We start from the raw sequence: 24,038 nt of genomic DNA on the forward strand, positions 1-24,038 counted from the left end.
ATCTCTGATGCCGGATGGGGGGTGTTCCTGACGATCCTGCACGCCAAGGCTGAAAGCGCCGGACGGAAAGTGATCGCCGTGGACCCCCGCAACACCTCCCGGACATGCCCTGAATGCGGGCATGTCTCAGCGGAGAACCGGCCCACCCAGGAGAAGTTCCACTGCGTTTCGTGCGGCCACCAGGCACACGCGGACACGGTGGGCGCCCTGAACGTTCTACGGGCCGGGCTGGTCCATCGCGACGCCAACCCGGCATAACGAGAAGCCCCCTCCTTCACGAGGGGGAGGAGTCACGTACGTGCCCGCTCTCTACGCCGTCTTCGCGTGGGGCACGCCGATCGTTGCGTCACTGGTCGGCAACGCGAAGAACTGGTCGGGCGGCGTGCTGGTATTCACGTTGATCGTCGCGGCCGTGCACGCGGCGATCCTGGACGTCGACTGGAAGGTGGGCCGGTAGTGCTGGGGCTGGCAATCTCTCTGGTCCGACTGATGCTGCGCCTGACCTTCGGAATGCTCGACATGATGTTCTGGGCATGCACCCTGGGCAAGGTGGACCCTAGGGCGCGCCGGTTCGTGTAGGCGCGGGATCTTCCGCTGGGCGCGTGCGGGGCTTACCCCGCGAGGGGCGTCCTTGGGGGTGCTCGGCCCGCCGGTGCCCGGCTGGGACGCCTGCATGGCAACCGCGCACGCCCGCATAGCTCAGCACACGAAAGGCGGACGGCTGTGACCGCCGCCCACCTCGTCGAGATTTCCCGCAGTAACGAGGCCGTCACGACCGCCACTTGGCGTTCACGTCGCCTGCACACTGGCACCCCACCCCCCGCGCTGGTCACGACCTAGGGATCACCATGCCCCGTAATGAACCGCCCGCCTGGGTGGGCGCCCTCGCCATCCTCTTCGGCCTCGCAGCAACTGTGTGGGCCACCTGGTGCAGCATCGTCGTCCTCATCGGCGGCACCATGCCTCTGATCGCCGTTCACCTCGAGACCGGCAGCATCCTCGGCTTCATCCTGATGCTGTTCATCGGCGAGCCGATCCTGATCACCCTCGCCTACTGGGCGAGCATGATCATCCTCGTGCCACTCGCAGCCGCCACTTCCAGGAGACCGGGACGCTGAGCGCACTACCCCACCACCTCGCGCATGATCGCGGAAGGATGACCCCATGACCACCGAGCGCGTCACAGTTCGAGTCCTGCTGCTCTTCGGCGACCAGGCCGAGATCGTCGCTGATGTCCCGCCGGAAGAGCGCACCGAGCCGGAGCGCTACCCGGCCGCCGACATCGCCGCGGCCGTCGGCGTGCCTGTCAGCGACCTGCCCGGTGTCCGGCTGACCGCCGAGGTCGGCGATGACGGCCAGCTGTCCGGCTGGCAGCTCGGCTGACCCCGAACCGGCCTCAACTTCCCTAGGAGTTGGGGCAATTTCGGGCAACCGACGAAATGCGCTCGTAGGGTGTCGGAATGCGCGGAACGTGCTCAGTGGGCCAGACCGTGACGGTCAGCCGGCTGTGGACGGGTGCGATCCGTCGGCCTGGGATACGAGGAGCGGCCGGTGCAGATGGCGTGATGGGGTGCGTTCGATGATCAGGAAGGCGGCGTCGTCGGTGAGTTGCTCGCCGGTGTACGCGAGCAGGTCGCGGTGGATGTCGTGCAGCAGGGCGTCCGGGCTTGATGCGCGGAAGGAAGCGATCCGTTCGGCGAGCGGGTAGAAGGCAGGGATCTGGGGAGGGTCGCTCCACTGGCTCTCCGCAGCTCACCTCTTCAGAGGTTCCTCGACACCGGGGAACACGTGGTGGCCCTGGAAATCCGGATCAACCTCGTGACCGCCGGTGACGCGCTCATCGTCGTCGCCCACGAACTCACGGAAGACCAGGGGTGACACACCGAGGCCCCCGGCATCCAGCCGGGGGCCTCTCATCAAGCTGAGACAGACGACCAGCGGGGGCCGGGCCGAAGCTCACGGACGCCGAAGAGCCCGCCGCAAAACCCCCGACGGTCACCAACCATCCTCGAAGGACAGACACCTTCATGGTAGACACACCGCAAGGCGAGACGTACCGCGAGATCGCTGCCCGCCACGGCCGGACCTATACGACCGTACGGAACCAGTGGACGCGTCACCCCGGATGGCCGAAGCCCATCGGCAAGCGCGGCAAGTTCCTGCTCTTCGACCCGATCGCCGTCGACCAGGTCGTCGCCGAGCACCTCGAGCGGCCGACGGCCGCCCTCGAGCCCCGCCGCCTCTACACCGCCCGGGAGATCGAAGCCCTCACCGGGATCACGGCCGCCACGATCCGCTCCGACCGGAGCCGGGGCCGCTGGCCGGAGCCCGACGACACCTCCGGCCGCGCGCACCGCTGGTACGGCGCCACCGTCACGCAGACGCTCGCCGGGCGCCGCGCCTACCACAAGGCCGCAGAAGACTGACCAGCGCATTGCATGTCGGCCTCCCGAACGGCTGACCAGTGCGTCACCCGAGAGGCTGCCCACAGTCGCAGAGTGCCTCACTGCGTCCGCCAGCCCTGCCAGACTGAGATCACACCATCCAGTCCGACACCAGTCGGGCGCACGGCCCGCCTCGCCCTCACACCAGCGAGGCGGGCCGGTACGCGCCGACCTCAAGGCTTTGCCACGGCTCCAGCCGCCACCCACTGTCGCTTCCTGCGTGCGCGCGACAGCGGACGCGGCGAGGCTGGTGGCATGGCCAAACGCCGCGTGATCGTATCCCCGCCGTCCAAGAGCAGCGGCCGCCAGGTACACCTTGACGACCAGGCCCTCGGAACCGCTCATCGACCTCGCCCTTGCTCATGGCGGGCAGGTGCACGCCAAGGGCTGGGCGCACGGCGACGTACAGCGCACGCCAATGTGGCGTTGGGTTGCGTGCAAGCGCTGGCCGAACTGCGGTCCACGACCAGGCGCTGAAGAGGTGGGCATGAGCGCGTCGAGCACCACGATCGGCAGTTCAGGGGGTGACCCGGACAACGTCTCTTCTCCTTCCGGGCGAACGCGGCCGACCACGAGTCGAGGCCGGCCGCGTCGCTGCTGTCGTGTGCTACGCCTGACCGTAGGGCCGGCCGCAGTTCGAGTCGCACTGCGCGAGGTTCGTGCCGTTCACGGTCCACAGGTCGTCGCAGACCATGAACCCTGCGGCCTTCATGGCGCGTGCCGAGGCGGCGACCTTCTCCGGGTTACGGGCCCCGCCGCCCGGCGTCGGGTTGTGGTGCAGGAAGCGGCCTGCGTACCGCTCGCGCAGCTCGGCGTACTCCTTCGTGTGCAGGATGAGGGCGTGCAGGCCGAGGTCCACGTCGTCCAACGGGACCATGGGGACGGTGGCAGTGGCTGCGGTGACCACGAAGGCCACCGCCTGGTCCGCGATCCGCTCGGCACGCTCGGGCGACTGCCCGTTGTGGACGACCACGAAGTGGGTGAGGCTCTCGGACAGCTCCTCACCAGCCACCGCGCGACCGGTCCTCTGATCGTTCGCCGTTTCCGTCATGCGAAAACTCCTCGTCTGTGGCGGGATGTGGCACCTACCGCCTGCATCGGTCGCTGAGCCTGGACTCATCGACGACCAGGAAGCGGGCTTGGAAGGCCAGCCCCGAACGGGGACGGGGGAGCCGGGGAACTGGCACCCGCTCGGGGCGGCCGGTCTACTTGCCGGCAGCGAGTGCCATGCCGATCACCAGGCCGCACGACCCGCTGATCATGACGATGAACATGACACCGGAATACCGGCCGATGGCGCGCATCAGAGCCCGTCCATCGCAGCGGGTTCAGCAGCGGAGACCGTCATCGCCAAACGACCCCGGCCTGGTGAGGGCACAGCCAACTTAGGAATCTGACTCACGTGCTCAGAGGCAACAGTCCAGGGCGCCTGCCCCAGCCCTCGCGCCAAGCTTCCACACGGACTCAACCGCACCAAGATCCTTCGACGTCACCCAAGCCGAGGCCGCGGTCAGAACTTTCCCCAGTCAAGGACGCCGCAAAGCAGCCCGGACAGCTTCCAGCCCTTCAAGCGAGCAAGGGCATGCTCGACACGGGCTCGGGCCTGTTGTGCGAGCGGTTGTGTTCCTCCTTCCAGGCCGGGAGGTCGCGCTGACCGCGTTCGCGACGATGCGGGGTGATCAGGGCGGTACCCCGGTAGCCTCCGTCTGCGATCACCGTGGTGTTGCCGACGGCTGTCTTGGCTCCCCCAAGCAGCAGGACTCCTGACGCTCTTCCCGCGAGCCTGAATAAACGTCCGCGAGCGTGTAGAGAATCGCGGGCCGGCTCCGATGTCCCCTGTGAGAGCCGCCCACCACGGGCGGCCCGAGCCGAAGGAGCGGACTCATGAAGTACCTGGTGATGGTGCAGGGCACGCAGGCGGACTACGAGGCACAGGCGGGCAAGCCCGCCGCCGGTCTCCCTGCCTGGAGCGACAAGGATATGCAGGCGATGTTCCAGCACATGGGGGCGATCAACAACGACCTCGCCGAGACAGGCGAGTTCATCGATGCCCAGGGGCTGGCCGAGCCTGCCAGGACCCGCCTTGTCAGCGCCGGCGCGGACGGCAAGCCCGTGATCACCGACGGGCCGTACGGCGAGACCAAGGAAGTGATCGCCGGTTACTGGCTCCTGGAGTGCGAGAGCCTGAAGCGGGTCACGGAGATCGCCGCGCGGGTCACCCAGTGCCCCGTTCCCGAGGGCGCGAACACGTACCCCGTCGTCATCCGGCCGCTCGGCGAAGTGTGAGCAGGGGAGACGTTTGAGACGTACGAGCGAGGTCGAGGACCTGCTGCGCCTGCACGCGCCGCAGGTCCTCGGCGCGCTCGTACGCCGGTACGGGCACTTCGACGCCGCCGAGGACGCCGTACAGGAGGCGCTGCTGGCAGCGGCCGGGCAGTGGTCCGAGTCGGGGGTTCCGGACAATCCGCGGGGCTGGCTGATCAGGGTCGCCTCGCGGCGGCTAACGGACGCGCTGCGCAGTGATCAGGCGCGGCGGCTGCGTGAGGAGAAGGCGGCGGCGCTCACACCGCGCGACGCCTTCACCGCGCCGCCGCCCGGGCCTGATCGTGCGCCCTCCGAGGACGACACGCTGACCCTGCTCTTCCTCTGCTGCCACCCGGATCTGCCCCCGCCCGCCCAGATCGCGCTGACGCTGCGGGCCGTCGGCGGTCTGACGACGGCCGAGATCGCCCGCGCGCATCTGGTGCCGGAGGCGACGATGGCCCAGCGGATCAGCCGGGCCAAGCAGCGGGTGAAGGGCACGCGTTTCGGCCGCCCCGATCACTGGGGGGAGCGGCTGCCCGCCGTCCTCCACACGCTCTACCTGATCTTCAACGAGGGCTACACGGCCACCTCCGGAGCCTCCCTCCAGCGGGCCGAACTCGCGGGCGAGGCCATCCGGCTGGCCCGTACGGTGCACCGCCTGCTGCCCGGCGACTGTGAGGTCACCGGCCTGCTCGCCCTGATGCTCCTCACCGACGCCCGCCGCGCCGCGCGGACCGGGGCGGGCGGCGAACTGATCCCCCTCGACGAGCAGGACCGCGGACTGTGGGACAAGGCGGCGATCGAGGAGGGCGTGGCCCTAGTGACCTGGGCTCTGTCCCAACGCCGCCCCGGCCCCTACCAGTTGAGGGCCGCGATCGCCGCCGTCCACGACGAGGCGGACTCGCCCGACAGCACCGACTGGCCCGAGATCCTCGGCCTCTACGACGTCCTCGTCCACCTTGTCCCCAGCCCTGTCGAACGCCTCAACCGTGCCGTGGCCATCGCCATGGTCCACGGACCGAAGGCTGGTCTGGCTGAACTGGACGCGCTCGCACCGGAGTTGATCACAGGCCATCGCCTGGACGCGGTCCGCGCCCACCTCCTGGAACGCGCCGGCGACCCCGAGGCCGCCCGAGCTGCCTACGAGTCAGCCGCCGACAAGACCCTGAGCCTCCCCGAACAGCGTTACCTCCGGGCCCGTGCGGCCCGCCTCGGCGACATCACTTAACGTGTCGCTCATGCCCGAGCTGACGCACATCACCGAACGCTCCCTGTGGGACGCGGCCCGCGAGACCGGCACGTACCAGATGTCGACGCGTGGCCGCACTCTCCAGGAGGAGGGCTTCATCCACTGCTCCACCCGCGCCCAGCTCCCGCGCGTGGCGGCCTTCCTGTACGGCTAGTACGAGGGCCCGGATGACCTCGTGGTCCTGGTCATCGACCCGGAACGGCTCGGCGTGCCGGTGAGGTACGAGGCCCGGAGCCGGGCGGCGAGGAGTTTCCGCACATCTACGGGCCGATACCTAGGGCCCGAGCGGCGGCCTCCTGGATGTCGAGCGCGTCGAGCAGGGGCTGGATGTTCACTGCTCGTCCGATAAGTCGCTCGGGTACGGCGTGCGTTCACTCACCCCGCCACACCAGCAGACCACCAGCTGCGGACCGGCAGATTCCGCCCGCGCCCACACCATCAGGCGACGCAAGAGCCACTCAAAAGCTAACGAACCTCCCTGTCAACACCGGGTTCGTCACTGTGCGAGGGGCCGAGCACCCGCGGACCGCTCCTGCCACGGCGATCGCGGGACAACTCTTAGCACCAGGCGGAACTGCTTCTTCTCGTACTCGATCCAGTCGGCGGGCTCGTCGGAGAACAGGTAGCCGTCCTTGCGGCGCCAGATGATCGGGGTGAGGTTCTCGGCGGCGCCGACGTCACGCAGGTGGCGCACTCCGCGGGCGACCTGGGAGGGGGTTAGGCGAGTCGCAGCGACAAGCAACGGTCCGGTGCGCCCCCTCAGCGAGCTGCGGGTGGCCGTCGCCGAAGCCGCTCGCTGGAGATTGGCAGCCCAGTACACGCGTATCGTGCGCAAGCTGCCTGACTTGCTCGCCGAACTCGCCCGCGCCTGCCATCAGGCCTCCGCGGGAGAGCGCGCTGATTTAGCGGGACTGCTGGTGCGGGCCTACCGTTCGGCCGACGCCGTGGCCTACAAGTTCGGTGCCCGTGACCTGTCCGCGCGTCTCATCGAACTTTTTTGAGAGGGCTTTTGCGACCGGCGACCCGGGGAAACGTGATCACCTCCGGGGCTCTCGCAGAACTCTCACATCTGTTCATTTCTGAGAGACGCGGTGCCCGCGGTGATGCTGTCAGCCGCCGTTGGGTTTCGGGCGGATGAGCAGGAGGGCGATGTCGTCGTGGCGGGGAGCGCCTCGTGTGGCGTGGTGGATGAGGGTGTCGGCGAGGTGGTCCAGGTCCTGGGCCCGGGCTTGGGCGAGGTCCTGGGCAAGGTCGTGGGTGATGTCGTCGATGTCGATGCCGGGGGTTTCCACGAGTCCGTCGGTGTACAGGGCGAGGACGGTACCCGGTGGGAGGGGGATCTCGGTGGTGGTGTAGTCGGCGTCGGGGTCGATGCCCAGGAGCAGCCCGGGCGGCAGGCGGAGGACTTCGGCGTGTCCGTCGGGATGGGCGAGCAGGGGCGGGGGGTGTCCGGCGTTGGCCAGCCGGGCGCGGTGGTGGGCCGCATCGAGGTGGGCGATCAGGCAGCTGGTGAACAGCCCTGGGTCGAGGTCGGTCAGGAGGCGGTTGGTGCGGGCGAGGACGTTGCCGGGGGATATCCCGGCGGTGGCGTTGGCGTGGACGGCGGTGCGGACCTGTCCCATGAGGGCGGCGGCGGTGGGGTCGTGGCCCTGGACATCGCCGATCGCCGCGGTGGCGGTGGTGGCGTCGCGGCGGATGAGGTCGTAGAAGTCGCCGCCGATGTCCATGCCGCGGCCGGCGGGGAGGTAGCGGGCGGTGACGTCCAGGCCCTGGATGCGGGGCAGGGTGTGCGGCAGTAGGCCGGTCTGAAGGGTGTGGGCGAGGGTGTGTTTGGTGTCGTAGAGGCGGGCGCGGTCCAGGGCTTGGGCGATCAGTCCGGCGAGGGAGGTGAGGATGGCGCGTTCTGCCGGGGGAAAGGGGCGGGGCTGGTCGTAGGAGAGGACGAGAGAGCCGATGGGACGCCCGGAGACGGTCAGAGGCAGAAAGGCCCAGGCGTTGGTCTTCTCGTAGCGGGGGCCCTCGGGATAGGCGCGCTGGAAGTCGGCGAAGGTGGGGAAGAAGGCGGCGTCGCCGGTGGTCAGGACATGCGCGACGGCGGTTACGGAGGTCAGGGAGGTGCCGTCGAAGCGGCGGACGAAGTCGGTGCTGTAGCCGCGGTGGCCGACGATGTGCAGTCGGCCTTCCTCCGTGGTCATCAGGATCAGGCGCTGGGGGCCGAAGGCGGGCACGATCTGGTCGGCGACCCGTTCGGCCACGTCACGGACGCCCGCAGCGTGTGTGACAGCGGCCGCCAGGTGGGTCAGGAGATACAGGCCCGCGGCGCTCACCGGTTCGTCCGGAGAGCGCAGCTGCTGTCCCGGGCCGGTGGTGGCCGACTGTGCGGCGGGGGTGATGAAGATGCTGATGCCGCTGCCGTCGGGGTAGAGCTGGAAGAGCAGCGGCGTGTCCGGGGGACGCACGGCGGTGAAGGACGTGGGCTGACGGGAGATCAACGCTGCCCGGTAGCCCTCCTCGAAGAGCGGGTGGTGCAGCCACAGCAGCACCTCCCACGGGCGTTTGCCCACCAGACGGGCGGCGCCGGCCTCCATCAGGTTGGCAGCGGCGGCGTTGATGAAGGTGAGCCGGCCCTCGAGGTCGAGGGCGCAGCAGCCCACCGGAAGGCGTTCGGTGAAGCAGAGCGCGGCCCTGGCCTCGGCGGGGTCGGCCTCTGCAAGCTGCGGGGCAAGAACCCGAGGCTCCTCAGGAAATCTCAGCGGACGGCCGTGATGCGCGGCTTGCTCAAAGAGGTCCGCCACGCGTCGGCAGCAGGTGGTGACCGCCTGGCGTTCGTGTTCGCTGAGCTGCGGCGGGTGCCAGATGGGCCACAGCAGCACGATGCCGCCCCACACCGTGTCGCCGCTGGTGAGAGGAGCCGCGGCGAGCATGAAGTCGTACGGCAGCACGATCCCGAGCCGGGGATAGCGGCGCGCCAGCTCCTCCTGGCTGCCCAGCCACACCAGACGCCGCTGCCGCATCGCATCCAGCACCGGGATCGGAGCATCTACGGGAATGCGGGCCCATGGCGCGGCGATCCGCCAGGAGATACCCGACAGCAGCGCCAGCCGCAGCACCTGCTCTCCGGGCTGCAGCAAAAACACCTGGGCAGCCGACGCACCGGTCTCCCGCACAACGTCGGCCACAACAGAATCCAGGCGCTCCGCAGCGAAACCAGATTCGAGGCCGGGGTCGGCAGGCTGCCGCATGGCGTTCACCCGGTCCTAGCGGCCGGCGCAGTGCTCCCACGGGTGCGCCCGAAGCGGCTGCGGGCCGCCTCGGCGCTGATGCCCAGACCGGCACCGATCTGCGCCCAGCTGGCCCCTGCCTGCCGGTCCGCGCGCACCGCCGCCCTGACCAGCTGCCCGGCCAGGTCCGACACGCGTGCCACTGCCGCGCTGTGCCACTGCGTGCACGGCCCCGGCGGCGGCAGCTCATGAGCCCGCTGGGCGAGGGTTTGTACCTGACAGATCAGTTCCTCACCGGCCTCGGCCATCCCTTCCCGGGCCGTGGCCGCCTGACTCCAGCGGCGGCGTGCACGCCAGGCTGCTTGCCGGTGCGCCGGCCGGCAGTACCGGCGGCCACCCACCGCTTCCCCCTGGATCCGGGCCCCGCACCAGCCACACCACACGTCACCCATATACGGACAATACGCCCGCCCCGCTGAGACGGCCTCCCCCACGTGACTGACGGGCCACCGCCCAGCAGCCGGTCAGTCCTCCGCCTCGTCGTCATCCTCATGGCCCTCGGGGAGGATCGGAACGGCCAGTAGCAGGAGCGGTCAGCTGCCAGTGAGCTGGTTCGGAACGCGGCCGGAGGCGCGGAGCTCTTGCAGGTCCGGGATGTGGTTGTAGAGGGTGCCGGGGCTGACCCCGAGGAGCTTGGCGATCGAGGTAATCGAGTTCTCGGGGTTGGGCAGCATGTCGCGGGCGGCGCGGATGATCTCGGGGGTGGCCACGGTGGGCCGACCGCCGACCCGGCCGCGGGCGCGTGCGGCGTCCAAGCTCTCGCGGGTGCCGGAAACGATCAGCTCGCGGATGAACTCGGCGAGCGCGGCGAAGACGTGGAAGACGAGCCGGCCGCCGGGGGTTGTGGTGTCCAGGCGCTCGTGCAGCGAGCAGAACCCGATCTCCCGGCGGCGCAGTTCACCGACCATGTTCACCAAGTCCTTGAGGGAGCGGCCGTAGCGGTCGAGCGCGGAGACCACCAGGGTGTCGCCGGCGGCGAGGAAGGCGTGGCAGGCCTTGAGCTCGGGCCGGAGGTCGTCCTTGCCGGACTTCTTGTCGGCGAAGATGCGTCGGCACCCGGCGGCGGTGAGTGCGTCGATCTGGCGGTCGAGCTTTTGCCCGCCGGTGGAGACCCGGGCGTAGCCGATGAGGATCTCGGTGCGGTGGGCGGGTTCGGCGACCAGGAGGTCGAAGACGTCGGGCTCGGAGGGGGTGCTCACGCCCGGGATTCTGTCAGAAAACGGTGTGCCGGAGTTCTTGAACAAGCCTGGTTTTTGAAGGAGTTTTTGAAGGCCATGAGAGGCCGTCGGGCGGTCCGGCTGCTGGTCTTCAACAAACGCCATGGTTTGTTGAAGCCTGTGTTCTGTCGGCGCGTGTCTGAAGGTGTTCGGACGAGGACTTGATGGCCCCTGGGCATCAACGCAGGCCGCAGGGTCGACCTCGGACCACCGGGTCTCCCGGATCCGACCTTGGAGTGCACATAGATTTCTTGTCATAACTGGTTTGTAATGCAAAGCTGTCGGCATGACAGACGCATCGGCGCCCTCTCAGGGCACTCCCCACGAAGTCCTCGCGGGCCTCGGCGACCTGACGCGCCGGGTCCGTGTCGCGCAGCGCGGCACCTGGTTCCCCCTCCTGCTGCTGGGCGTGCTCACACTGGGCGGGATCCTGGTCGACCGTTTCACCTTCAAGGTCGAGACCGTTGCCTGCCCGGCGGGTGAAGCCGCGGCGGGCAGCGGCTGCACCCTGGTCACGCAGGGCTCGGCGGTCTACTGGCCCCTCGGGCTCGCCCTGGCCTACGCCGCGACGGCGTTCTTCTACATCCGCCGCTCCCGCAACCGCGGTGTCGGGACCCGGGTCCGGCCCTACGTCCTGACGGGGATCGTCTTGGTCGCCCTGGCGAGTGCCACCGCGATGTGGAGCCTGCGCCACGGGATGCCGCAGCTCGGCGAACCGCTCGACTTCTGGGGCCTGCACCTCGACCCCACTTCCGGGGTGACGAGGTTCCTCGAACGGCTCGCCGGGAACGCCATGGCCGTCGGGCTGCCGTTGCTGGTGCTGGCCTGGGTGGAGCGCAGCCGCGCCTTGCTGCTGCTCGCTGTGGTGTACCTGGCCATCGAGCTGGTGCCGCTATCCACCGGCTGGGCGGGGATCCCGTTCACCTCGCCGTGGTCCGCTCTGCCCACCTTCGGCATCCCCGGCGTGCTGCTCCTGCTCAGCGCCCTCGGCTTCGGCCTGGCCGAGCTGTCCGGCCGGCGCAACGCGTCATGACCGATCAGCCCGAGCAGCACCCCATCACCGGCCTGGACGACGTGGTCCACCAGCGCGTGCGCCTCGGCATCCTCACCGTTGCCCACCAGGCGCGCCGGGTCGAGTTCGGCTTCCTGCGCACGGCGCTCGGCCTCACTGCCGGAAACCTCAGCCAGCACCTGTCCGTGCTGGAGAAGGCCGGGCTGGTGGAGATCGAGAAGGGCTACGAGGGCAAACGGGCCCGCACCTGGCTCTCCCTCACCCCCGCAGGGGAGCGCGCCCTGCGGGACGAGGTCACCCAGCTCAAGCGACTCATCCACCAGATCGAGCACGGCAGCTCAGCCCCGGAGGCCTGATCCGCACCCCGGCGAACCGTGGTGAGCCGTGAGCGGCTCCCGCCGACGTCCGGCGGACCCGGACAGCACACCGAACACCGTCCAAGAAACCCAGGGAGGACACGTGACCATCACACCGGTCACCACGACGGACCTGACGCGCCGCCGCATGCTCGCAGCCGCGCTGATAACGGGGGTCGGGGCCGCCGTGCCGATCAGCGCAGCGCGCCAGGCGTGGGCGGCTCCGGCCGCCCCCGGTCCGTCGCAGCTCACGCTGCCCAGGCCCACCGGGCCGCACCCGGTGGGCACAGTGCCGCTCCACCTCGTCGACACCTCGCGTCCGGATCCCGTGGCCGGCCCGGGACATCACCGCGAGTTGATGGCCACCGTCTGGTACCCCGCTTGCAAGACGAAGGACCTGCCGCGTGCTCCCTGGATGACCCAGGGTGCGCTGCGGGCATTTCTGGCGGACTTCGGCTTCCCCCTCGATCCCGCCCTCGGTCCACTCACCGCCGCACACGTGGGCGCACCCGTGCACCAAACGGGCCATCGTCTGCCCGTCCTCGTGTACTCGCACGGCGCGGGCAGCCATCGCGGCGACCACACCATCATGGTCCAGGAACTCGCCAGCCACGGCTACGCCGTGGTCACCGTCGACCACACGTACGACGCGTTCAGCGAGTTCCCCGACGGCCGGCTCACCGTTCCGGCAGAGGTCCCGCCGTTCCTGGGGCCCCGGGACTTCGCCACGGACATCCGGTTCGTGCTCGACACCGTCGAGGCCATGGCCGCCGGGCACAACCCCGACGTCGACGGCAGGCCACTGCCCCAGGGACTGCTCGGCGCCCTCGACCCGCAGCGCATCGGCGCGTTCGGCTGGTCGAAGGGCGGCACCGCCACCGCGCTCACCATGCTCGCCGACCAGCGCGTTGGCGCCGGGCTCAGTATCGACGGTCCGATGCAGCCGACCATCACCACCGACCTGGACCGGCCGTTCATGATGATGACCGCTTCGTTTACCCGGGCCGCCATGCCGGACGTCGCCGAGTTCTGGACACACCTTCGCGGCTGGCGTCTGAACATCCAGGCCGAGGGGGCCATCCACAAGACGTACGGCGACTACGCGACACTGATCCCGCAAGCGGGCAAGGTCCTCGGCATGACGAGCCAGCAGATCCAGGACATGATCGGCACCCTCGATCCGGCTCGAGCCGTCCGGATCCAGCAGGCCTACCCGCTCGCGTTCTTCGACCTGCACCTGCGACACCGCCGGGGACATCTGCTCGACGGCCCGAGCGCGGCCTTCCCAGAGGTGAAGTTCATCCCATGAGAAGCGTCGGACCGCGCAATGCGCGATCCGACCAAGACCGCCAGGGGACGCGCTGGCGGCGGCTTCCCGTCGGCCGGCAGGCTCTGCTTGTGCTTGCACACCTGCGGTGCGGGGACACCTACGCCCAACTCGCCGCCGGGTTCGGCGTCGGTATCGCGACCGTGTATCGCTACATACACGAGGCCGTTGACGTCTTGGCCGCCATTGCCCCGCCCCTGGCCTCAGCGATGATCACAGCGTGCAGGAAGGCGTTCGTGATCCTGGCCGGCACGCTCCTGCCGATCGACCGGATCGCTGTCGACCGGCCATTCTACTCGGGGAAGCACAACAAGCACGGCATGAATGTGCAGGTCATCGCCGACCCGAAGGGCCGTCTCCTGTGGGCTTCACCGGCCCGTCCCGGTGCCGTCCATGACGTCCGGGCCGCTCGCGAGCACGGCATCATCGCCGCTCTCACCGAGGCCGGCATCACCTGCTGGGCAGACAAGGGCTACCAGGGCGCAGGCGGCGCGGTACGCGTCCCTTACCGCGGCCGATGGGACCGCCTGTCCACCGGCCAGCAGGCCGTCAACCGATCCCACGCGAAGATCCGGGCGCTGGTCGAACAGGCCGTCGCCACCCTCAAGTCCTGGCGGCTTCTCCGCAAGCTCCGCTGCTCGACGACCCGGATCACGAGCCTCGTCCAAGCCGTCCTCACCCTCCACCTGACCAGCTCAGGCTGAGGATGGAAAAGGCTCTGTGTGTCGTCACGGTCTGACGGCTGATGCGTCGAGGTAGATGATGCGCTCTGCCGGTTCGTCGTCACGTTGATCGAAGCGTTTCGGTATGCCAGCAGGGAGGGCCGGAGCCAGCGCGTGGAACACCGCTGCGTACGCGTCGGGGCCGTAGTCCCGGTAGTTCTTCGTCGCCTGTAGCCACAACGCGCCCGATGGCAGGCGGACGACCTCATGGAACGCGCCGGTGGCGCGCAGGGCACCTGCACCGCCGAGGGGTCCGGCCAGTTCCTTTGGGCAGATCGTCCACCACTCGTATCCACGCAGCGCCTGACGGCTCATCGGGATTGTCTCGTAGGGGAACTTCCATGGAGGACCCAGCGTGCGTTCGAGACCCGTTTTGCCCAGCCCGTCGTCGTAGGTGATATTCGCGAAGGACGGGTCCATACCTTCACTGATGCCACGCAGAAAGCGGAGCACTACCTCCTGCTGTGGGGGGGTCGAGCAAGTCTCCCTCGGGAATTCTGCAGGACAGTACCGCCCAATCGATCGCCTCCGGCCAATCCCGGGCCTCGGGGCGGTCGACCGTAATTCGCAGAGGGCTTCTACCTGGGTAGCCGCGTTCGTCGAGGACCGAGAGCCCGATCGTCGCGGTGCGTGGGGGATCGGCCAACTGGCGCAGGAACCACGACATGCTTCGCGCCGAGATCACGCGGCTGGAACTGCGCAGCTGCCGCCCGTCGTGGCGGGCGATCGAGACGAAGCCCCAGGCAGTGTGCGGGGGTCCGCATGGCATGCTGCGCCGAATTGCTTCCGCAGGCAGCTTCGGTCCCTCCTCCAGTGCCTGTCGATGGCTGCCTGCCAGGGTGGCAAAGCCCCCATCCAGCCACGCGCGCGCCATATCCTCGTAGGTCGTGGGATCGGGCCACTCCACGTTGATCTCGGCAAACAGGTAGTGATCTGTCATGCAGGCATCCCATCAGACACCACCGACATTGGGGGGGGCATAGCCATGGCGGCAGGTTGCGGCGTGCCCGCGTGACGCCCGTTTTGCCATCTCATGAGGCCGAGGGTCGCGAGCGGGCGGCGTGGATCGCGGGCGTTGTGGCGCAGGTCGGCTGCGATGTTGGTGGTCCCGGCCAGTTTCAGGGCGCCGATGGCGAGGTTGCGCCAGGTGGCCATCGCGCGGGGTGCGTTGCCGGTCCGTAGCTGGGAAGCGTCCTCGGCGAAGGTGGTGTCGCGGACGTGGTGCAGGGTCTCGACCCGCCAGTGGCCGCGGATCAATCGGGCGAGTTGGGCGGGGTCGGCCTGTTCAGCGGTAAGGCCGGTGACCGCGTACACCGTCTTGACGGTGGTGGTGCCGGTCTTGCGGTCGGTGCGGCGCCGCCTGACCTGGATGGCCTGGCGGGCTGCGGGGAAGAGCAGATCGTTGACCGTGGCGACCTTGATCCGTCGGATCTCCGCACGGCCATGGCCCACTCCCTTGACGCGGCCTTGCAGCGGGATGTCCTTCCAGGGCAGGGACTTGAGCTGCTTGTGCAACTTCTTCGTGTTGCCTTTCACGATCATGATGTAGTGGGCCCGCCGCCTCAGTAGGTAGGCGGCGTGCTCGCGCTGGGTGTGCAGCGCGTCGGCGGTGACGACCACGCCGGCCAGGTCGGCGATCGCATCCAACAGGGGCTCGAAGCGGGTGATCTCGTTCGTCTTCTCGCCGACATCCAGTTGCGCCAGGACCAAGCTGGTGGTGTGTTCCAGTGCGGCGAGCAGGTGGATCTTCCGGCCCTGGGCCTTGGCCGCGCCCCGCAAGCTCTTGCCATCCACGGCCAGGCCCCGAAGTCCGGCACTCGGGGTTGTCTCAGGGCGGCGGTCGGCCAGCCAGCGGCCGACCGCCCGGTCCAACGCATCGCCGTCAACGCGGGCAAGCAGCCGACGTACCGCGGACTCCGAGGGCACAAGGCGGCGCGGCAGCAGTGGATCGGGGCGAACCCGAGGTGTTCCAGCACGTGGGCCGGCGCGTCGGCGATCCATTCGCCGACCGCCAGCAACGACGTCGCGCCAGCCAGTACCGCGCACGCGGTCAGCGCGAGCACCAGGGCCAAGGCGTGGCGCACGCCGCGCGGATCTCGGCCTGCCGCTCCAGCAGGCCCAAAACCTCCTCGGGTACAAGCTGGGGGTGCTCGCGTAGCTGGTCAAGGACAGGCAGGATCGGCGATGATTCGTCGGCAGTCACGGTCTTCCACTGGGATAACGGGGCGTAGAGAACTCCATGATCTTCTAAACCCGTGCCTGTCAGGTTTGCGGAGCCGGCTCAGCAGCCAGGGCAGCACGAACCGGACACCGTCCGACTACGCCGAAGCCCTGCCGTTTAGCAGGAAGCGCGATAGGAAATATGACGCACATAAGTCCGCCAATCGGCGGGTGGTAGGCCCTCACCTACTCTCCCACACACTTCGGTGGCGATCCGACTGGTGTCGAGCGTGTATCGAAGCAGTGGCATGTGCGTGGCCGAGGCATACAGAGTGTGGTCATCTCCGCTGAATGATAGTGCCAGAACTGCGCCGCCCGGATCGGATAACGCTACTCCGAGCCGCTGCCGGGAGGCCACGTCCCATAGGTATATCGATCCGTCTTTTGTGCCGATGGCCAAGGTCGCGCCGTCATGAGAGATGGCCATGGTCATGTGGTCGTCTGTCCTGGCGTCGTCCGTCAACGGCGTGTCAGCGGAGTCTACGGGGAGTTCGCCCAGCCGCCGCCGGGCGCGGCTGTCCCACAGGCCCACCCATCCGGAGCCGTCGCCCGCTGCCGCGAGGTAGCTGCCGTCGTGACTGAAAGCCACATCGGTGGGCTCATATTGAGCAAGTGGGGTATGCCATATCTTGTGAGAGTGCAGGTCGGCCAATTCACCTTCGTTTGTTATGAGAAGGCGGTCGTCGTCTCGCAGGGCAAGGGAATCGCCTCCGACATCGATGGGTCGGCCGAGTCTGGTATGCCGGAGTACATCCCATATCTCCGTCTCCCCGGACAGCAAGATCATCAGGCGTCGACCGTCGTGGCTTAGCGCCAATGCGTCTACGCTGGCGCCCTCATACTCAGGCGGCAACCGCAATGTCGTCCCTCCGTCCGGATGGCGGCGGTCCACGATGATGACTGTTGGCGCGGTGTCCTCCGCCTCGTTCGACGCGGTGTAGGCAAATGTCCGGTTGTCGGCAGAGAAGGCCATGCGATCGGAGCACCAGATTCCTTCAGGGCAAGGCGCTGTGGGCAGATGGTCGGTGAGCGTCCTGCCGCTGTGTACGTCCAGTAGGCGAAGACGGTTGCGGGGCATTGACTGCCGTGACGTGGCGAGCAGTTGCCCGTCCGGGCTGAAGACCGCGCTGATTATGCCCTCCTTCTCCCAGGACTGGTCGAGGGCGTGGCCCAGCGAGACGGATTGCACTACCGGCGAAGCTCCTTTTCCGGTGTACCGGAGTATTCGAGCGTTGAGGTCGATCCGAATATCCGCTTGTATCTGGTTGATCAACGGCACCGTGAATACGGGGTCATCGGGAGTGTCCAGCCGCCACAGCAAGATATTGCTGCCATCGCCTGCCGCCAGGAATTTCCCATCCTGACTGAAATTCGGCCAACTGAGATGTGGATGTGTGATGGTAGACAGTTCACGACCCGAAGCAGGGTCCCAGATGTGCACCTTTGTAGATGTGACAACGACGAGTTTATGGCTATGAGGTGTGAATGCGATCTTGTCGGAGTCGCAGGATTTGCCGTGGATTTCCTTCTCCCAGGGACCATGCAGGAGACGATTTCCCGCGATCTCTCGCACGGTCAGATATCCGTCGAAGGGGCACAGCGCAGCGAACTGGGAGTCTGGACTGATCTCTGTGTCCACACTCTTTGTGTCCCGGCGCTCCAAGAGCAGTCGTCGGCGCCGCACGTCCCAAAACCGTTTCACGGTGACCGGTTCCGACCTGTTGAAGATACCCAGGACGTGCCCGTGGGGATAAAATAAGCCCCAACTTCCTGAGCCGGGGAGCCGGTCAATCCTCCGTCCCCTGACCATGTCCCATATTTCGGTGTCGTGGTCCCCGCCGACGGCTATCGTCCGCGCATCGCGAGCAATCGCGAACCAGCGCGGCGACAGGGCCTCGAGCGAAAAGGAGGAAAGCCTGCGATGGGTCGGCACGTCCCATCGCTCGGCTCGTCCTCCTACGACCGAGGCGGCGAACCTTCCGTCGTCGCTGAGTACCACGTCGGTATCTGGCGCGGTCTGCGACACCCGGAACGTGTCCTGACCCTTCTGCGCCACGGAGCCCAGCAGCGCGGACCGCGTCTCCGGCAACTCGGCGATCTTCCAGGCCGCAAGGCTGAGTCGCATCGCCGTGGCAGGATCTGAGGAGCGCATGCTCTCCGCTACAGCTGCAAGCCTGCGAGCCTCCGCCTGCACACGTTGGCGATCGGCCGCCTGGTTCTGCTGCCAGGCGAGTAGCCCTGCCATGAGGGCCATCGTGACGATGCACGACAGACTCACGACGAAGACACGCAAACGCCGGGCAGAACGCGCTGCCTCCTGCCGCTCCTGGTCCCGCGCCGCGAGGCCCGAGGACAAGAACTCCTCCTCCAGCGCCGTGAGGTGAGCGCCTATCCGCGAAGTCGCAAGGGCCTCCTCGACTGAAGCCAGCCGGACACCCCGGTACAGGGCGCCTGCATCCCGTCCTAGGTCGTCCCATGCTCGAGCGTCCTGACCCAGCCTGCGGTGTAGGGCCAGCTGCTGACGGTCCTCATCGATCCACTCTTTCAAACGCGGCCACGCTGTGATGAGGGCTTCGTGCGCGAGCTCGACGATCTCCTCGTCAAGAGTGATCAGGCGTGAGCGTGCCAGCCGTTCCAGGACGGCGGCGACATCCGTGGTGTCGCCGAAGTCGAACTCGCCGCGGTGGGCGGGACGACGGGTGTCAGGAGTCGCCTCGCCGGGGGCAACCAGGCGCAGCAAGATGGGACAGACAAGAGCGGCCTGGGCGGGAGTGAGCGAACCGTAGACGTCTTCCGCGGTACGGGCGATGGCTCCGTGGAGACCGCCGACCGCTTCGTAGGCTGCCTCAGTGAGCGCGCGGCCTTTGCGGAAGTGCCAGGTTTCGCGCAACGCGTGGGACATCAGCGGTAGCGCACCGGGTTCGCCCTCGACCTCGTCAAGGATGCGCGTGGTCAGAGCACGTTCCACGATCATCCCCGTGGTCTGGGCGGGTTTGATGATGGTCTCGCGTAACTCCTCGCTGCTCATCGCGCCGACCAGCAGGGTGCCGTCCTGGAGCACAGCGGTCAGGGCGGGATGCTCGGCGCAGCGGCCGAGGAAGTCAGCGCGTACGGAGATGACCACACGCAGATGGCTTTCGGGATCGGTAGCGGCCAGGAGGTGGTCGATGAACTGGTCCCGCTCGTCCGGAGCTTGGCAGAGGGTGTAGAGCTCTTCGAACTGGTCCACGATCAGCCATGTGTCTCCCTCCCTCTCGGCCGGCACCATGCGCTGAGCGTGAGTGCTCAGCGGGTGCTCGCCAGGCGTGAGGACCCGAAGGGCAGATGGTCTGGACTCTGTCGTGTTGGGGTCGCGCAGGCGGGGGATGAGACCGGCCCGCAGCAGAGAGGACTTGCCGCTGCCCGACGGCCCGAACACTGCGGTGAACCGGCGGGAGCGGGTCAGCTCGAGCAGGCGGTCAGTGAGCTCGTCACGGCCGAAGAACAAGTCGGCGTCGCCGGGTTCGAAACGGGCAAGCCCCCGGTACGGAGGCTCGGCATCCGCATCCTCGGCCCGGGGTTCCGCCGCTACTTCAGCCGCCGTTTGCCGCCAACGCCCCTCCCACTCCTCCGGATCACCGCCGCACGCTCTTACGTAGGCCAGCACGACGGGCAGGGTCGGCAGCCGCTCACCACCAGCAGCCTGCGACAGCGTGCTCGCCCCCTGCCCCCCATGCTGCGCCATCACCCGATACGTCGGACCCCCTGCCTCAGCACGGAGCTTGCGGAGCTCGGCAGCAAACCGCGCCGTCGGCCCCGCACTCGGATCCAACGGGCTTTCCCGACGCCCCGCCATAACGACTCCCTTCCCCGGCCCGCTTCCCCCGTGGACGCGGCGTTCTGACGCGAGAAGGTAGGCACGCCTGGGACAGGAGGGCAAGCAAGAGGCGCGTTCTTCGGTCACTGTCCTGAGCTGTTCCCCTGACCTGCGGTGCGTTCATTGATCAGGGTGGCGAATCCGGCTGCCCATTCAATCCCCACGCAGCTGAACTCGATGGTGCAAGGCAGTGGAGGTGATCGGGGTGCACCAGTCGCTTGATCGCCTCCAGATCATCCACATTTCCCTCGCCGGACCTGATGCTCGTACGCACTCGTGTCCGGCTGATCTTCCAACGGAGGCAAGCATGGTGTCCCTGCGCTCCCGTGGCGTACTACTCGCCGCCACCGCGCTCCTGGGCGGAGGCAGCTTGATCGCCGCCGTCCCGGCGACCGCCGTCACCCACACCGTCCCGGCCGCGGCACTGAGCGGTCATGTCAGTGAGGCTCAGGCCACTGCAGCCGAGCGGTACTGGACGCCCCAGCGCATGAGGGAAGCGGACGCCGCGAGCGGGCACGCCGCCTCGGACGTGGCGCCCCAGTCGGTAGGCCACCCCAAGCGTGTCGGCAAGATCTTCTACCACTTCGGAGGCAAGGACCTGAGCTGCACCGGGACGGTCGTGACGAGCGGTAGCCGCGACTCGATCCTCACTGCAGGCCACTGCCTGGTCTGGCACGGCCTGAAGGTCGGCAACGACATGTCGGTTTTCGTACCGGCGTACTACCACGGGCAGGCGCCCTACGGTAAGTGGGGCATCAAGGGCTGGGCCGTCCCGGAGCCCTGGGCGATGCACCAGAACCCCAGCTACGACTACGGGGTCATCCACGTCAAGAGCCACCACCACGTCCGCATCCAGTCGGTCACAGGGGCCAACCCGTACTGGTCGCACGCCGGTTGGAGCGGACGCGCGACGCTGGTCGGCTACCCCAGCAAGTACAACTACTCCACCATCTGCGGCCCCACACCCCTCTCCAAAAAGGTCATCAACGGACACAAGCCCGAATACCAGTTCCAGTGCCGCGGCTTCACTAACGGCGTGAGTGGATCCCCCGTCCTGATCGGGCCGGGCAACACGCTCGCCGGTGAGGGCACGGTCATCGGGGTGCTCGGCGGGCTTCGGGAAGGCGGCGATCCCAAGAAGGACGGGCTCACCTCCTATGCCAACCGCCTCGACGGCGACTTCGACCGCTTCTGGACCTCCCACACCCGCTGAGCCAGGTAGCACCACCGGCCCAGGCAGCCGCCAGTCGAGTGCCCCGCCACGCGATGAGGCCGTCGTCGACTCAGGCGCCGACTGTGCGGTGGTCCGTGCCCACAGAGGGTCAGGCAATTGATCAAGGGCCGGCCAGATGGCCCGCCGTTCTCCGGCGGGCCATCTCCTCAAAAGAAGTCAAGGCTCAGCTCCACAGGCGTCAACCCGGGACTCGCCGCCCCGGTCGCGGCGGAAGGGAATCGAGCATGTACATACGCAAGAGGCTCGCGCTGGCCGTAGCAATCTCGGCCCTTGGCTTCGGGATGGTGGACGTCGGCCCAGCCCAAGCTGACCATGTGACGCATCGGAACATGGCATCACATCGGCTCTTTGACATGTCTCAAGCTCAGGCTGTGCAGCCGCTCGCCGTCAAGGGCAAGTGGATGTACAACTACAAGAACCCGCGTGGAACCAAAGAGGTTCAGTCATATGGAAAAGTCCAGATGTGCTTCAACGTGAAGGGGGACCACCTGTATCAGGGATACACCGTGGAAATCATCCAGGCTGTCGGTGGTATCTTCGCCCACCACAAGACGCTGTGGTCGAAGAATTACTGGGGGCCGAAGCACAAGACGTGTACCCCGTGGAAGTCGGCGGGCCATGACAAGGTGTGGGGGTATATCAACCCGATAAAATTCCCGCAGTCACACGCAGCTGCCCAGGTGTGGATCTACAATCCATGAGGCGCCCAGGGCTCCTCAACGACTCACACCGGATCCAGGAGACAAGTGTCAACCGCCCACACGACGTTGAACGCACCCGGCCGGCCAGGTGGGTGGCATGGGCGTTACGCCGCCGTTGAGCAGCGCGACTCCCTGCGCCGGTTCCCCGGGGGGATATCTTCTCAATCCCCCCGGGGCCTGTGACGTGTGCGGCCCCGGCCGCCCCGGCCGCCGTCGGCTGCGGCACCACCCACCCCCTTCTCGCGCCAACGGCCGCTCATCTGGTGGCACTTCGACGTTGGCGAGTACGGCATCTGCCTACGTCTCCGAGATGGCACCCCAACCGCCCGATCAGCGGGGCCCTGCCGGCGGAGTGGGGACATGTTGTCCCCGCCCGGCCTCGGCATGGGAGGGGGAATGCCCGGAATGGTATCCCCACTGGGAGGGCTGAACACATAGAGGTGACAGGGAACTGTGCTCCTGCAAGCACTGCACTCTCCTCTCCGGCTCGCCGGCCATCTCATGGGTCGGGTTCCGAAGGGGGGAACTGTCCTGGACTGGCTTGGGAGGCGAGCCGACCTGGTACTCGACCTGGCTTCTCCGAACTACTGAGGGTGTCCCGTGATCAGGTGACGGGACGATCAGTGGTTAGGGGAAGGGTCGGTATGGGGCCGGAGAACGGCTGCGTACGGCGCTCGGGCAGGTTAGTGACGCGGCTGGCTGGGGTGCGTTGAGCCATCAGACGGCGACAAGCTCGCAGCTAGACCGAAGCCCTGGGTCCGTCGGTCTTGCGCATTGCTGCCTCGAGTCCGCGCTCGGGTGGTGGACGAGCTCAGGCCGGGAGGGTCAGGTGGTCGGCGGTGTCCCCGCGCCACTCGACCAGGAAGAGCGTCGCGTCGTCGCTGGTGTGCCCGCCTCGTTCCTCCTTCAGGGTGTGGGAGAGCCGGCGAAGCTCTCCGCGTAGTCCCTCTTCTGCCGGCTGCATGCTGTTGATGCAGTTGATGAGACGGTCCTCGCCGAAGGTCTCTCCGGCGAGGTTGCGCTCCTCGATGACGCCGTCGGTGTAGAACAGCACGCGATCACCGCGCTGGAGCTGTCGCCCGCTGATCTTGGGACGTTGTCCGCCGAAGCCGACCGGCAGGGTGGTCGCGCTCTCCAGCCGCTCCACGACCCGGTGGTCGCGGATGAGCAGCGGAGCCGGGTGGCCCGCGTTCACCCACAGCAGGGTGCCCTCCACGACGTCCAGATGCATCATCTGGGCCGTGACGAAGCGTTCGGGCCCGAACATCTGGGCGATGGCGTGATCCATGAAGGTGTACTTCTCGGACAGGTCGACCTGGGCGCGCCGGGCGTGCCGGTAGGCGCCGACGACGACGGTCGCCATCGTGGCGGCCTCCAGGCCGTGGCCCATCGCGTCGAACACTGCGGCGTGCAGGATCGTGTCGTTGAGGGCGTAGTCGAAGCTGTCACCGGCGATGTTGTAGGCGGGTTCCAGGATCCCGGCGACCGCGACCTGCGGAGCCGACATCGCCAGCGGCGGCAGCAGGGACCACTGCATCTCCGCCGCGACGCTCATGGGTTCGCGGCGTCTGGCCTGGAAGAACTGGTCGGTGTAGCTGTGCTTGGTGACGATGATGTCGGCGACCAGTCCGGCGAGCCTGCCCAGCAGGCGCCGGTCGTCGTCGTCGACGGTGTCCAGGGTGACGGCCAGTACCCCCACCTGGTCGCTGCCGTCCAGCAGGGGCAGGTATATCCGGACACCGTCCGCCTGCGGGACCTCGACGGCGGTCGCGTTGAGGAACGCCCTGCCGGCGGGAGAGTCGGCGATCGGCTCGGGCCCGCCGACCAGCAGTCCCCTGCCGGGTAGCGGTGCCAGCAGTTCCTGTCCGTAGTCCTGCAGCAGGATCGACACGTCGCGGCCGCCGATGCTGGCCACCTCCTCCGCGACCAGTGGAGCGATCAGCTGCGGTGGCATCTCGTGGGCGCGGTCCAGCAGCAGGCCCAGCAGCCGCTCACCGAATCCTTCCGACCGGTCGGGCATGCTCCGAGGAGGCTGCCGGCCGCCTTCCGCCATGACCCCACCCTCCTCCCCACGTCCCTGAGCTGCCACTCGCGTGTATCCGGCACGGGCATGGT

General features: G+C 67.9%; 23 protein-coding genes and 4 pseudogenes. 15 read left to right on the plus strand and 12 right to left on the minus strand.

The window, feature by feature from the left end:
• The 5 genes from LZ604_RS32775 to LZ604_RS32795 all read left to right on the plus strand — a co-directional run.
• A partial coding sequence (locus LZ604_RS32775; protein WP_234519681.1) for a zinc ribbon domain-containing protein occupies positions 1-258 on the plus strand: 258 nt, incomplete at its 5' end.
• Positions 259-298: 40 nt separating this feature from the next.
• Positions 299-457: a hypothetical protein gene (locus LZ604_RS32780; protein ID WP_234519682.1), complete on the plus strand. Its 159-nt coding sequence runs from the start codon at positions 299-301 to the stop codon at positions 455-457.
• A 391-nt stretch (positions 458-848) separates the two neighbouring features.
• The gene (locus LZ604_RS32785) at positions 849-1,118 is read left to right on the plus strand and encodes a hypothetical protein (RefSeq protein WP_234519683.1); all 270 of its coding nucleotides are present in this window, start codon (positions 849-851) and stop codon (positions 1,116-1,118) included.
• A 46-nt stretch (positions 1,119-1,164) separates the two neighbouring features.
• Positions 1,165-1,383 carry a hypothetical protein gene (locus tag LZ604_RS32790; RefSeq protein WP_234519684.1) on the plus strand — a complete coding sequence of 73 codons (219 nt, stop codon included), beginning with the start codon at positions 1,165-1,167 and terminating at the stop codon, positions 1,381-1,383.
• A 644-nt stretch (positions 1,384-2,027) separates the two neighbouring features.
• The gene (locus LZ604_RS32795; protein WP_234519685.1) at positions 2,028-2,426 is read left to right on the plus strand and encodes a helix-turn-helix transcriptional regulator; all 399 of its coding nucleotides are present in this window, start codon (positions 2,028-2,030) and stop codon (positions 2,424-2,426) included.
• Positions 2,427-3,051: 625 nt separating this feature from the next.
• On the opposite strand, the gene LZ604_RS32800 is transcribed toward LZ604_RS32795, so the two are convergent.
• Complete coding sequence (locus tag LZ604_RS32800; RefSeq protein WP_234519686.1) at positions 3,052-3,495, minus strand: glycine-rich domain-containing protein; 444 nt, start codon at positions 3,493-3,495, stop codon at positions 3,052-3,054.
• A 501-nt stretch (positions 3,496-3,996) separates the two neighbouring features.
• A pseudogene (locus LZ604_RS32805) lies at positions 3,997-4,190 on the minus strand (transposase); the annotation flags it as partial.
• Between the two features lie 138 nt (positions 4,191-4,328).
• On the opposite strand from LZ604_RS32805, the gene LZ604_RS32810 reads away from it, so the two are divergent.
• The 3 genes and pseudogenes from LZ604_RS32810 to LZ604_RS32820 form a co-directional block, all read left to right on the plus strand.
• On the plus strand, positions 4,329-4,730 hold the full coding sequence (locus tag LZ604_RS32810; protein ID WP_234519687.1) for a YciI family protein: 402 nt from the start codon (positions 4,329-4,331) through the stop codon (positions 4,728-4,730).
• 13 nt (positions 4,731-4,743) lie between these two features.
• Entirely contained in the window at positions 4,744-5,976 is a 1,233-nt protein-coding gene (locus tag LZ604_RS32815) for an RNA polymerase sigma factor (RefSeq protein WP_234519689.1), read from the plus strand.
• 10 nt (positions 5,977-5,986) lie between these two features.
• Positions 5,987-6,273 (plus strand): annotated as a pseudogene (locus LZ604_RS32820) (DUF952 domain-containing protein); the annotation flags it as partial.
• 220 nt (positions 6,274-6,493) lie between these two features.
• On the opposite strand, the gene LZ604_RS32825 reads toward LZ604_RS32820, so the two are convergent.
• Positions 6,494-6,691 (minus strand): hypothetical protein, encoded by a 198-nt coding sequence (locus LZ604_RS32825; protein ID WP_234519725.1) that lies wholly within the window; start codon positions 6,689-6,691, stop codon positions 6,494-6,496.
• A 133-nt stretch (positions 6,692-6,824) separates the two neighbouring features.
• Between LZ604_RS32825 and LZ604_RS32830 the strand changes: the two genes are divergently transcribed.
• Positions 6,825-6,998, plus strand: coding sequence for a hypothetical protein (locus LZ604_RS32830; RefSeq protein ID WP_234519691.1), 174 nt, complete (start codon positions 6,825-6,827; stop codon positions 6,996-6,998).
• Positions 6,999-7,106: 108 nt separating this feature from the next.
• Here the strand turns inward: LZ604_RS32830 and LZ604_RS32835 are convergent, their stop codons facing one another.
• The 3 genes from LZ604_RS32835 to LZ604_RS32845 form a co-directional block, all read right to left on the minus strand.
• Entirely contained in the window at positions 7,107-9,239 is a 2,133-nt protein-coding gene (locus LZ604_RS32835; RefSeq protein ID WP_234519693.1) for a SpoIIE family protein phosphatase, read from the minus strand.
• A 5-nt stretch (positions 9,240-9,244) separates the two neighbouring features.
• Complete coding sequence (locus LZ604_RS32840) at positions 9,245-9,421, minus strand: hypothetical protein (RefSeq protein WP_234519695.1); 177 nt, start codon at positions 9,419-9,421, stop codon at positions 9,245-9,247.
• 390 nt (positions 9,422-9,811) lie between these two features.
• The gene (locus LZ604_RS32845) at positions 9,812-10,477 is read right to left on the minus strand and encodes a recombinase family protein (protein WP_234519697.1); all 666 of its coding nucleotides are present in this window, start codon (positions 10,475-10,477) and stop codon (positions 9,812-9,814) included.
• A gap of 304 nt (positions 10,478-10,781) precedes the next feature.
• On the opposite strand from LZ604_RS32845, the gene LZ604_RS32850 reads away from it, so the two are divergent.
• From LZ604_RS32850 to LZ604_RS32865, 4 genes and pseudogenes are all read left to right on the plus strand, one after another.
• Positions 10,782-11,528: a hypothetical protein gene (locus tag LZ604_RS32850; RefSeq protein WP_234519699.1), complete on the plus strand. Its 747-nt coding sequence runs from the start codon at positions 10,782-10,784 to the stop codon at positions 11,526-11,528.
• Positions 11,525-11,863 (plus strand): winged helix-turn-helix domain-containing protein, encoded by a 339-nt coding sequence (locus LZ604_RS32855; RefSeq protein WP_234519701.1) that lies wholly within the window; start codon positions 11,525-11,527, stop codon positions 11,861-11,863. The genes LZ604_RS32850 and LZ604_RS32855 overlap by 4 nt, the downstream gene beginning before the upstream one ends.
• 103 nt (positions 11,864-11,966) lie before the next feature.
• Positions 11,967-13,172, plus strand: coding sequence for an alpha/beta hydrolase family protein (locus tag LZ604_RS32860; protein WP_234519703.1), 1,206 nt, complete (start codon positions 11,967-11,969; stop codon positions 13,170-13,172).
• A 41-nt stretch (positions 13,173-13,213) separates the two neighbouring features.
• Positions 13,214-13,894, plus strand: a pseudogene (locus LZ604_RS32865) (transposase family protein); the annotation flags it as partial.
• 24 nt (positions 13,895-13,918) lie between these two features.
• Here LZ604_RS32865 and LZ604_RS32870 read toward each other — a convergent pair.
• The 5 genes and pseudogenes from LZ604_RS32870 to LZ604_RS32890 all read right to left on the minus strand — a co-directional run bounded on the left by LZ604_RS32870 (position 13,919) and on the right by LZ604_RS32890 (position 19,967).
• A complete protein-coding gene (locus LZ604_RS32870) occupies positions 13,919-14,332 on the minus strand; it encodes a hypothetical protein (protein ID WP_234519705.1) in 414 nt (137 codons plus the stop codon).
• Positions 14,333-14,336: 4 nt separating this feature from the next.
• Positions 14,337-14,852 carry a hypothetical protein gene (locus LZ604_RS32875; protein WP_234519706.1) on the minus strand — a complete coding sequence of 172 codons (516 nt, stop codon included), beginning with the start codon at positions 14,850-14,852 and terminating at the stop codon, positions 14,337-14,339.
• On the minus strand, positions 14,849-15,913 hold the full coding sequence (locus tag LZ604_RS32880) for an ISAs1 family transposase (RefSeq protein ID WP_234519707.1): 1,065 nt from the start codon (positions 15,911-15,913) through the stop codon (positions 14,849-14,851). The genes LZ604_RS32875 and LZ604_RS32880 overlap by 4 nt, the downstream gene beginning before the upstream one ends.
• 14 nt (positions 15,914-15,927) lie before the next feature.
• Positions 15,928-15,996: pseudogene (locus tag LZ604_RS32885) on the minus strand (hypothetical protein); the annotation flags it as partial.
• Positions 15,997-16,250: 254 nt separating this feature from the next.
• A complete protein-coding gene (locus tag LZ604_RS32890) occupies positions 16,251-19,967 on the minus strand; it encodes an nSTAND1 domain-containing NTPase (protein WP_344414480.1) in 3,717 nt (1,238 codons plus the stop codon).
• Between the two features lie 328 nt (positions 19,968-20,295).
• Between LZ604_RS32890 and LZ604_RS32895 the strand changes: the two genes are divergently transcribed.
• Together LZ604_RS32895 and LZ604_RS32900 are read left to right on the plus strand one after the other, a co-directional pair.
• Entirely contained in the window at positions 20,296-21,201 is a 906-nt protein-coding gene (locus tag LZ604_RS32895; protein WP_234519709.1) for a trypsin-like serine peptidase, read from the plus strand.
• A 245-nt stretch (positions 21,202-21,446) separates the two neighbouring features.
• The gene (locus LZ604_RS32900; protein WP_234519710.1) at positions 21,447-21,923 is read left to right on the plus strand and encodes a hypothetical protein; all 477 of its coding nucleotides are present in this window, start codon (positions 21,447-21,449) and stop codon (positions 21,921-21,923) included.
• Positions 21,924-22,734: 811 nt separating this feature from the next.
• Here LZ604_RS32900 and LZ604_RS32905 read toward each other — a convergent pair.
• Positions 22,735-23,976, minus strand: a complete 1,242-nt coding sequence (locus LZ604_RS32905) for a PP2C family protein-serine/threonine phosphatase (protein WP_234519711.1) — start codon at positions 23,974-23,976, stop codon at positions 22,735-22,737.
• Positions 23,977-24,038 lie beyond the last annotated feature (62 nt).

Source organism: Streptomyces glomeratus (assembly GCF_021462825.1).
Taxonomy (GTDB): domain Bacteria; phylum Actinomycetota; class Actinomycetes; order Streptomycetales; family Streptomycetaceae; genus Streptomyces; species Streptomyces glomeratus.

Coding starts and splice junctions, on each gene's coding strand:
- LZ604_RS32785 (WP_234519683.1), top strand. CDS start 849: ATGCCCCGTAATGAACCGCCCGCCTGGGTGGGCGCCCTCGCCATCCTC.
- LZ604_RS32790 (WP_234519684.1), top strand. CDS start 1,165: ATGACCACCGAGCGCGTCACAGTTCGAGTCCTGCTGCTCTTCGGCGAC.
- LZ604_RS32795 (WP_234519685.1), top strand. CDS start 2,028: ATGGTAGACACACCGCAAGGCGAGACGTACCGCGAGATCGCTGCCCGC.
- LZ604_RS32800 (WP_234519686.1), bottom strand. CDS start 3,495: ATGACGGAAACGGCGAACGATCAGAGGACCGGTCGCGCGGTGGCTGGT.
- LZ604_RS32810 (WP_234519687.1), top strand. CDS start 4,329: ATGAAGTACCTGGTGATGGTGCAGGGCACGCAGGCGGACTACGAGGCA.
- LZ604_RS32835 (WP_234519693.1), bottom strand. CDS start 9,239: ATGCGGCAGCCTGCCGACCCCGGCCTCGAATCTGGTTTCGCTGCGGAG.
- LZ604_RS32850 (WP_234519699.1), top strand. CDS start 10,782: ATGACAGACGCATCGGCGCCCTCTCAGGGCACTCCCCACGAAGTCCTC.
- LZ604_RS32855 (WP_234519701.1), top strand. CDS start 11,525: ATGACCGATCAGCCCGAGCAGCACCCCATCACCGGCCTGGACGACGTG.
- LZ604_RS32870 (WP_234519705.1), bottom strand. CDS start 14,332: ATGGACCCGTCCTTCGCGAATATCACCTACGACGACGGGCTGGGCAAA.
- LZ604_RS32875 (WP_234519706.1), bottom strand. CDS start 14,852: ATGACAGATCACTACCTGTTTGCCGAGATCAACGTGGAGTGGCCCGAT.
- LZ604_RS32880 (WP_234519707.1), bottom strand. CDS start 15,913: ATGGATCGCCGACGCGCCGGCCCACGTGCTGGAACACCTCGGGTTCGC.
- LZ604_RS32890 (WP_344414480.1), bottom strand. CDS start 19,967: ATGGCGGGGCGTCGGGAAAGCCCGTTGGATCCGAGTGCGGGGCCGACG.
- LZ604_RS32895 (WP_234519709.1), top strand. CDS start 20,296: ATGGTGTCCCTGCGCTCCCGTGGCGTACTACTCGCCGCCACCGCGCTC.
- LZ604_RS32900 (WP_234519710.1), top strand. CDS start 21,447: ATGTACATACGCAAGAGGCTCGCGCTGGCCGTAGCAATCTCGGCCCTT.
- LZ604_RS32905 (WP_234519711.1), bottom strand. CDS start 23,976: ATGGCGGAAGGCGGCCGGCAGCCTCCTCGGAGCATGCCCGACCGGTCG.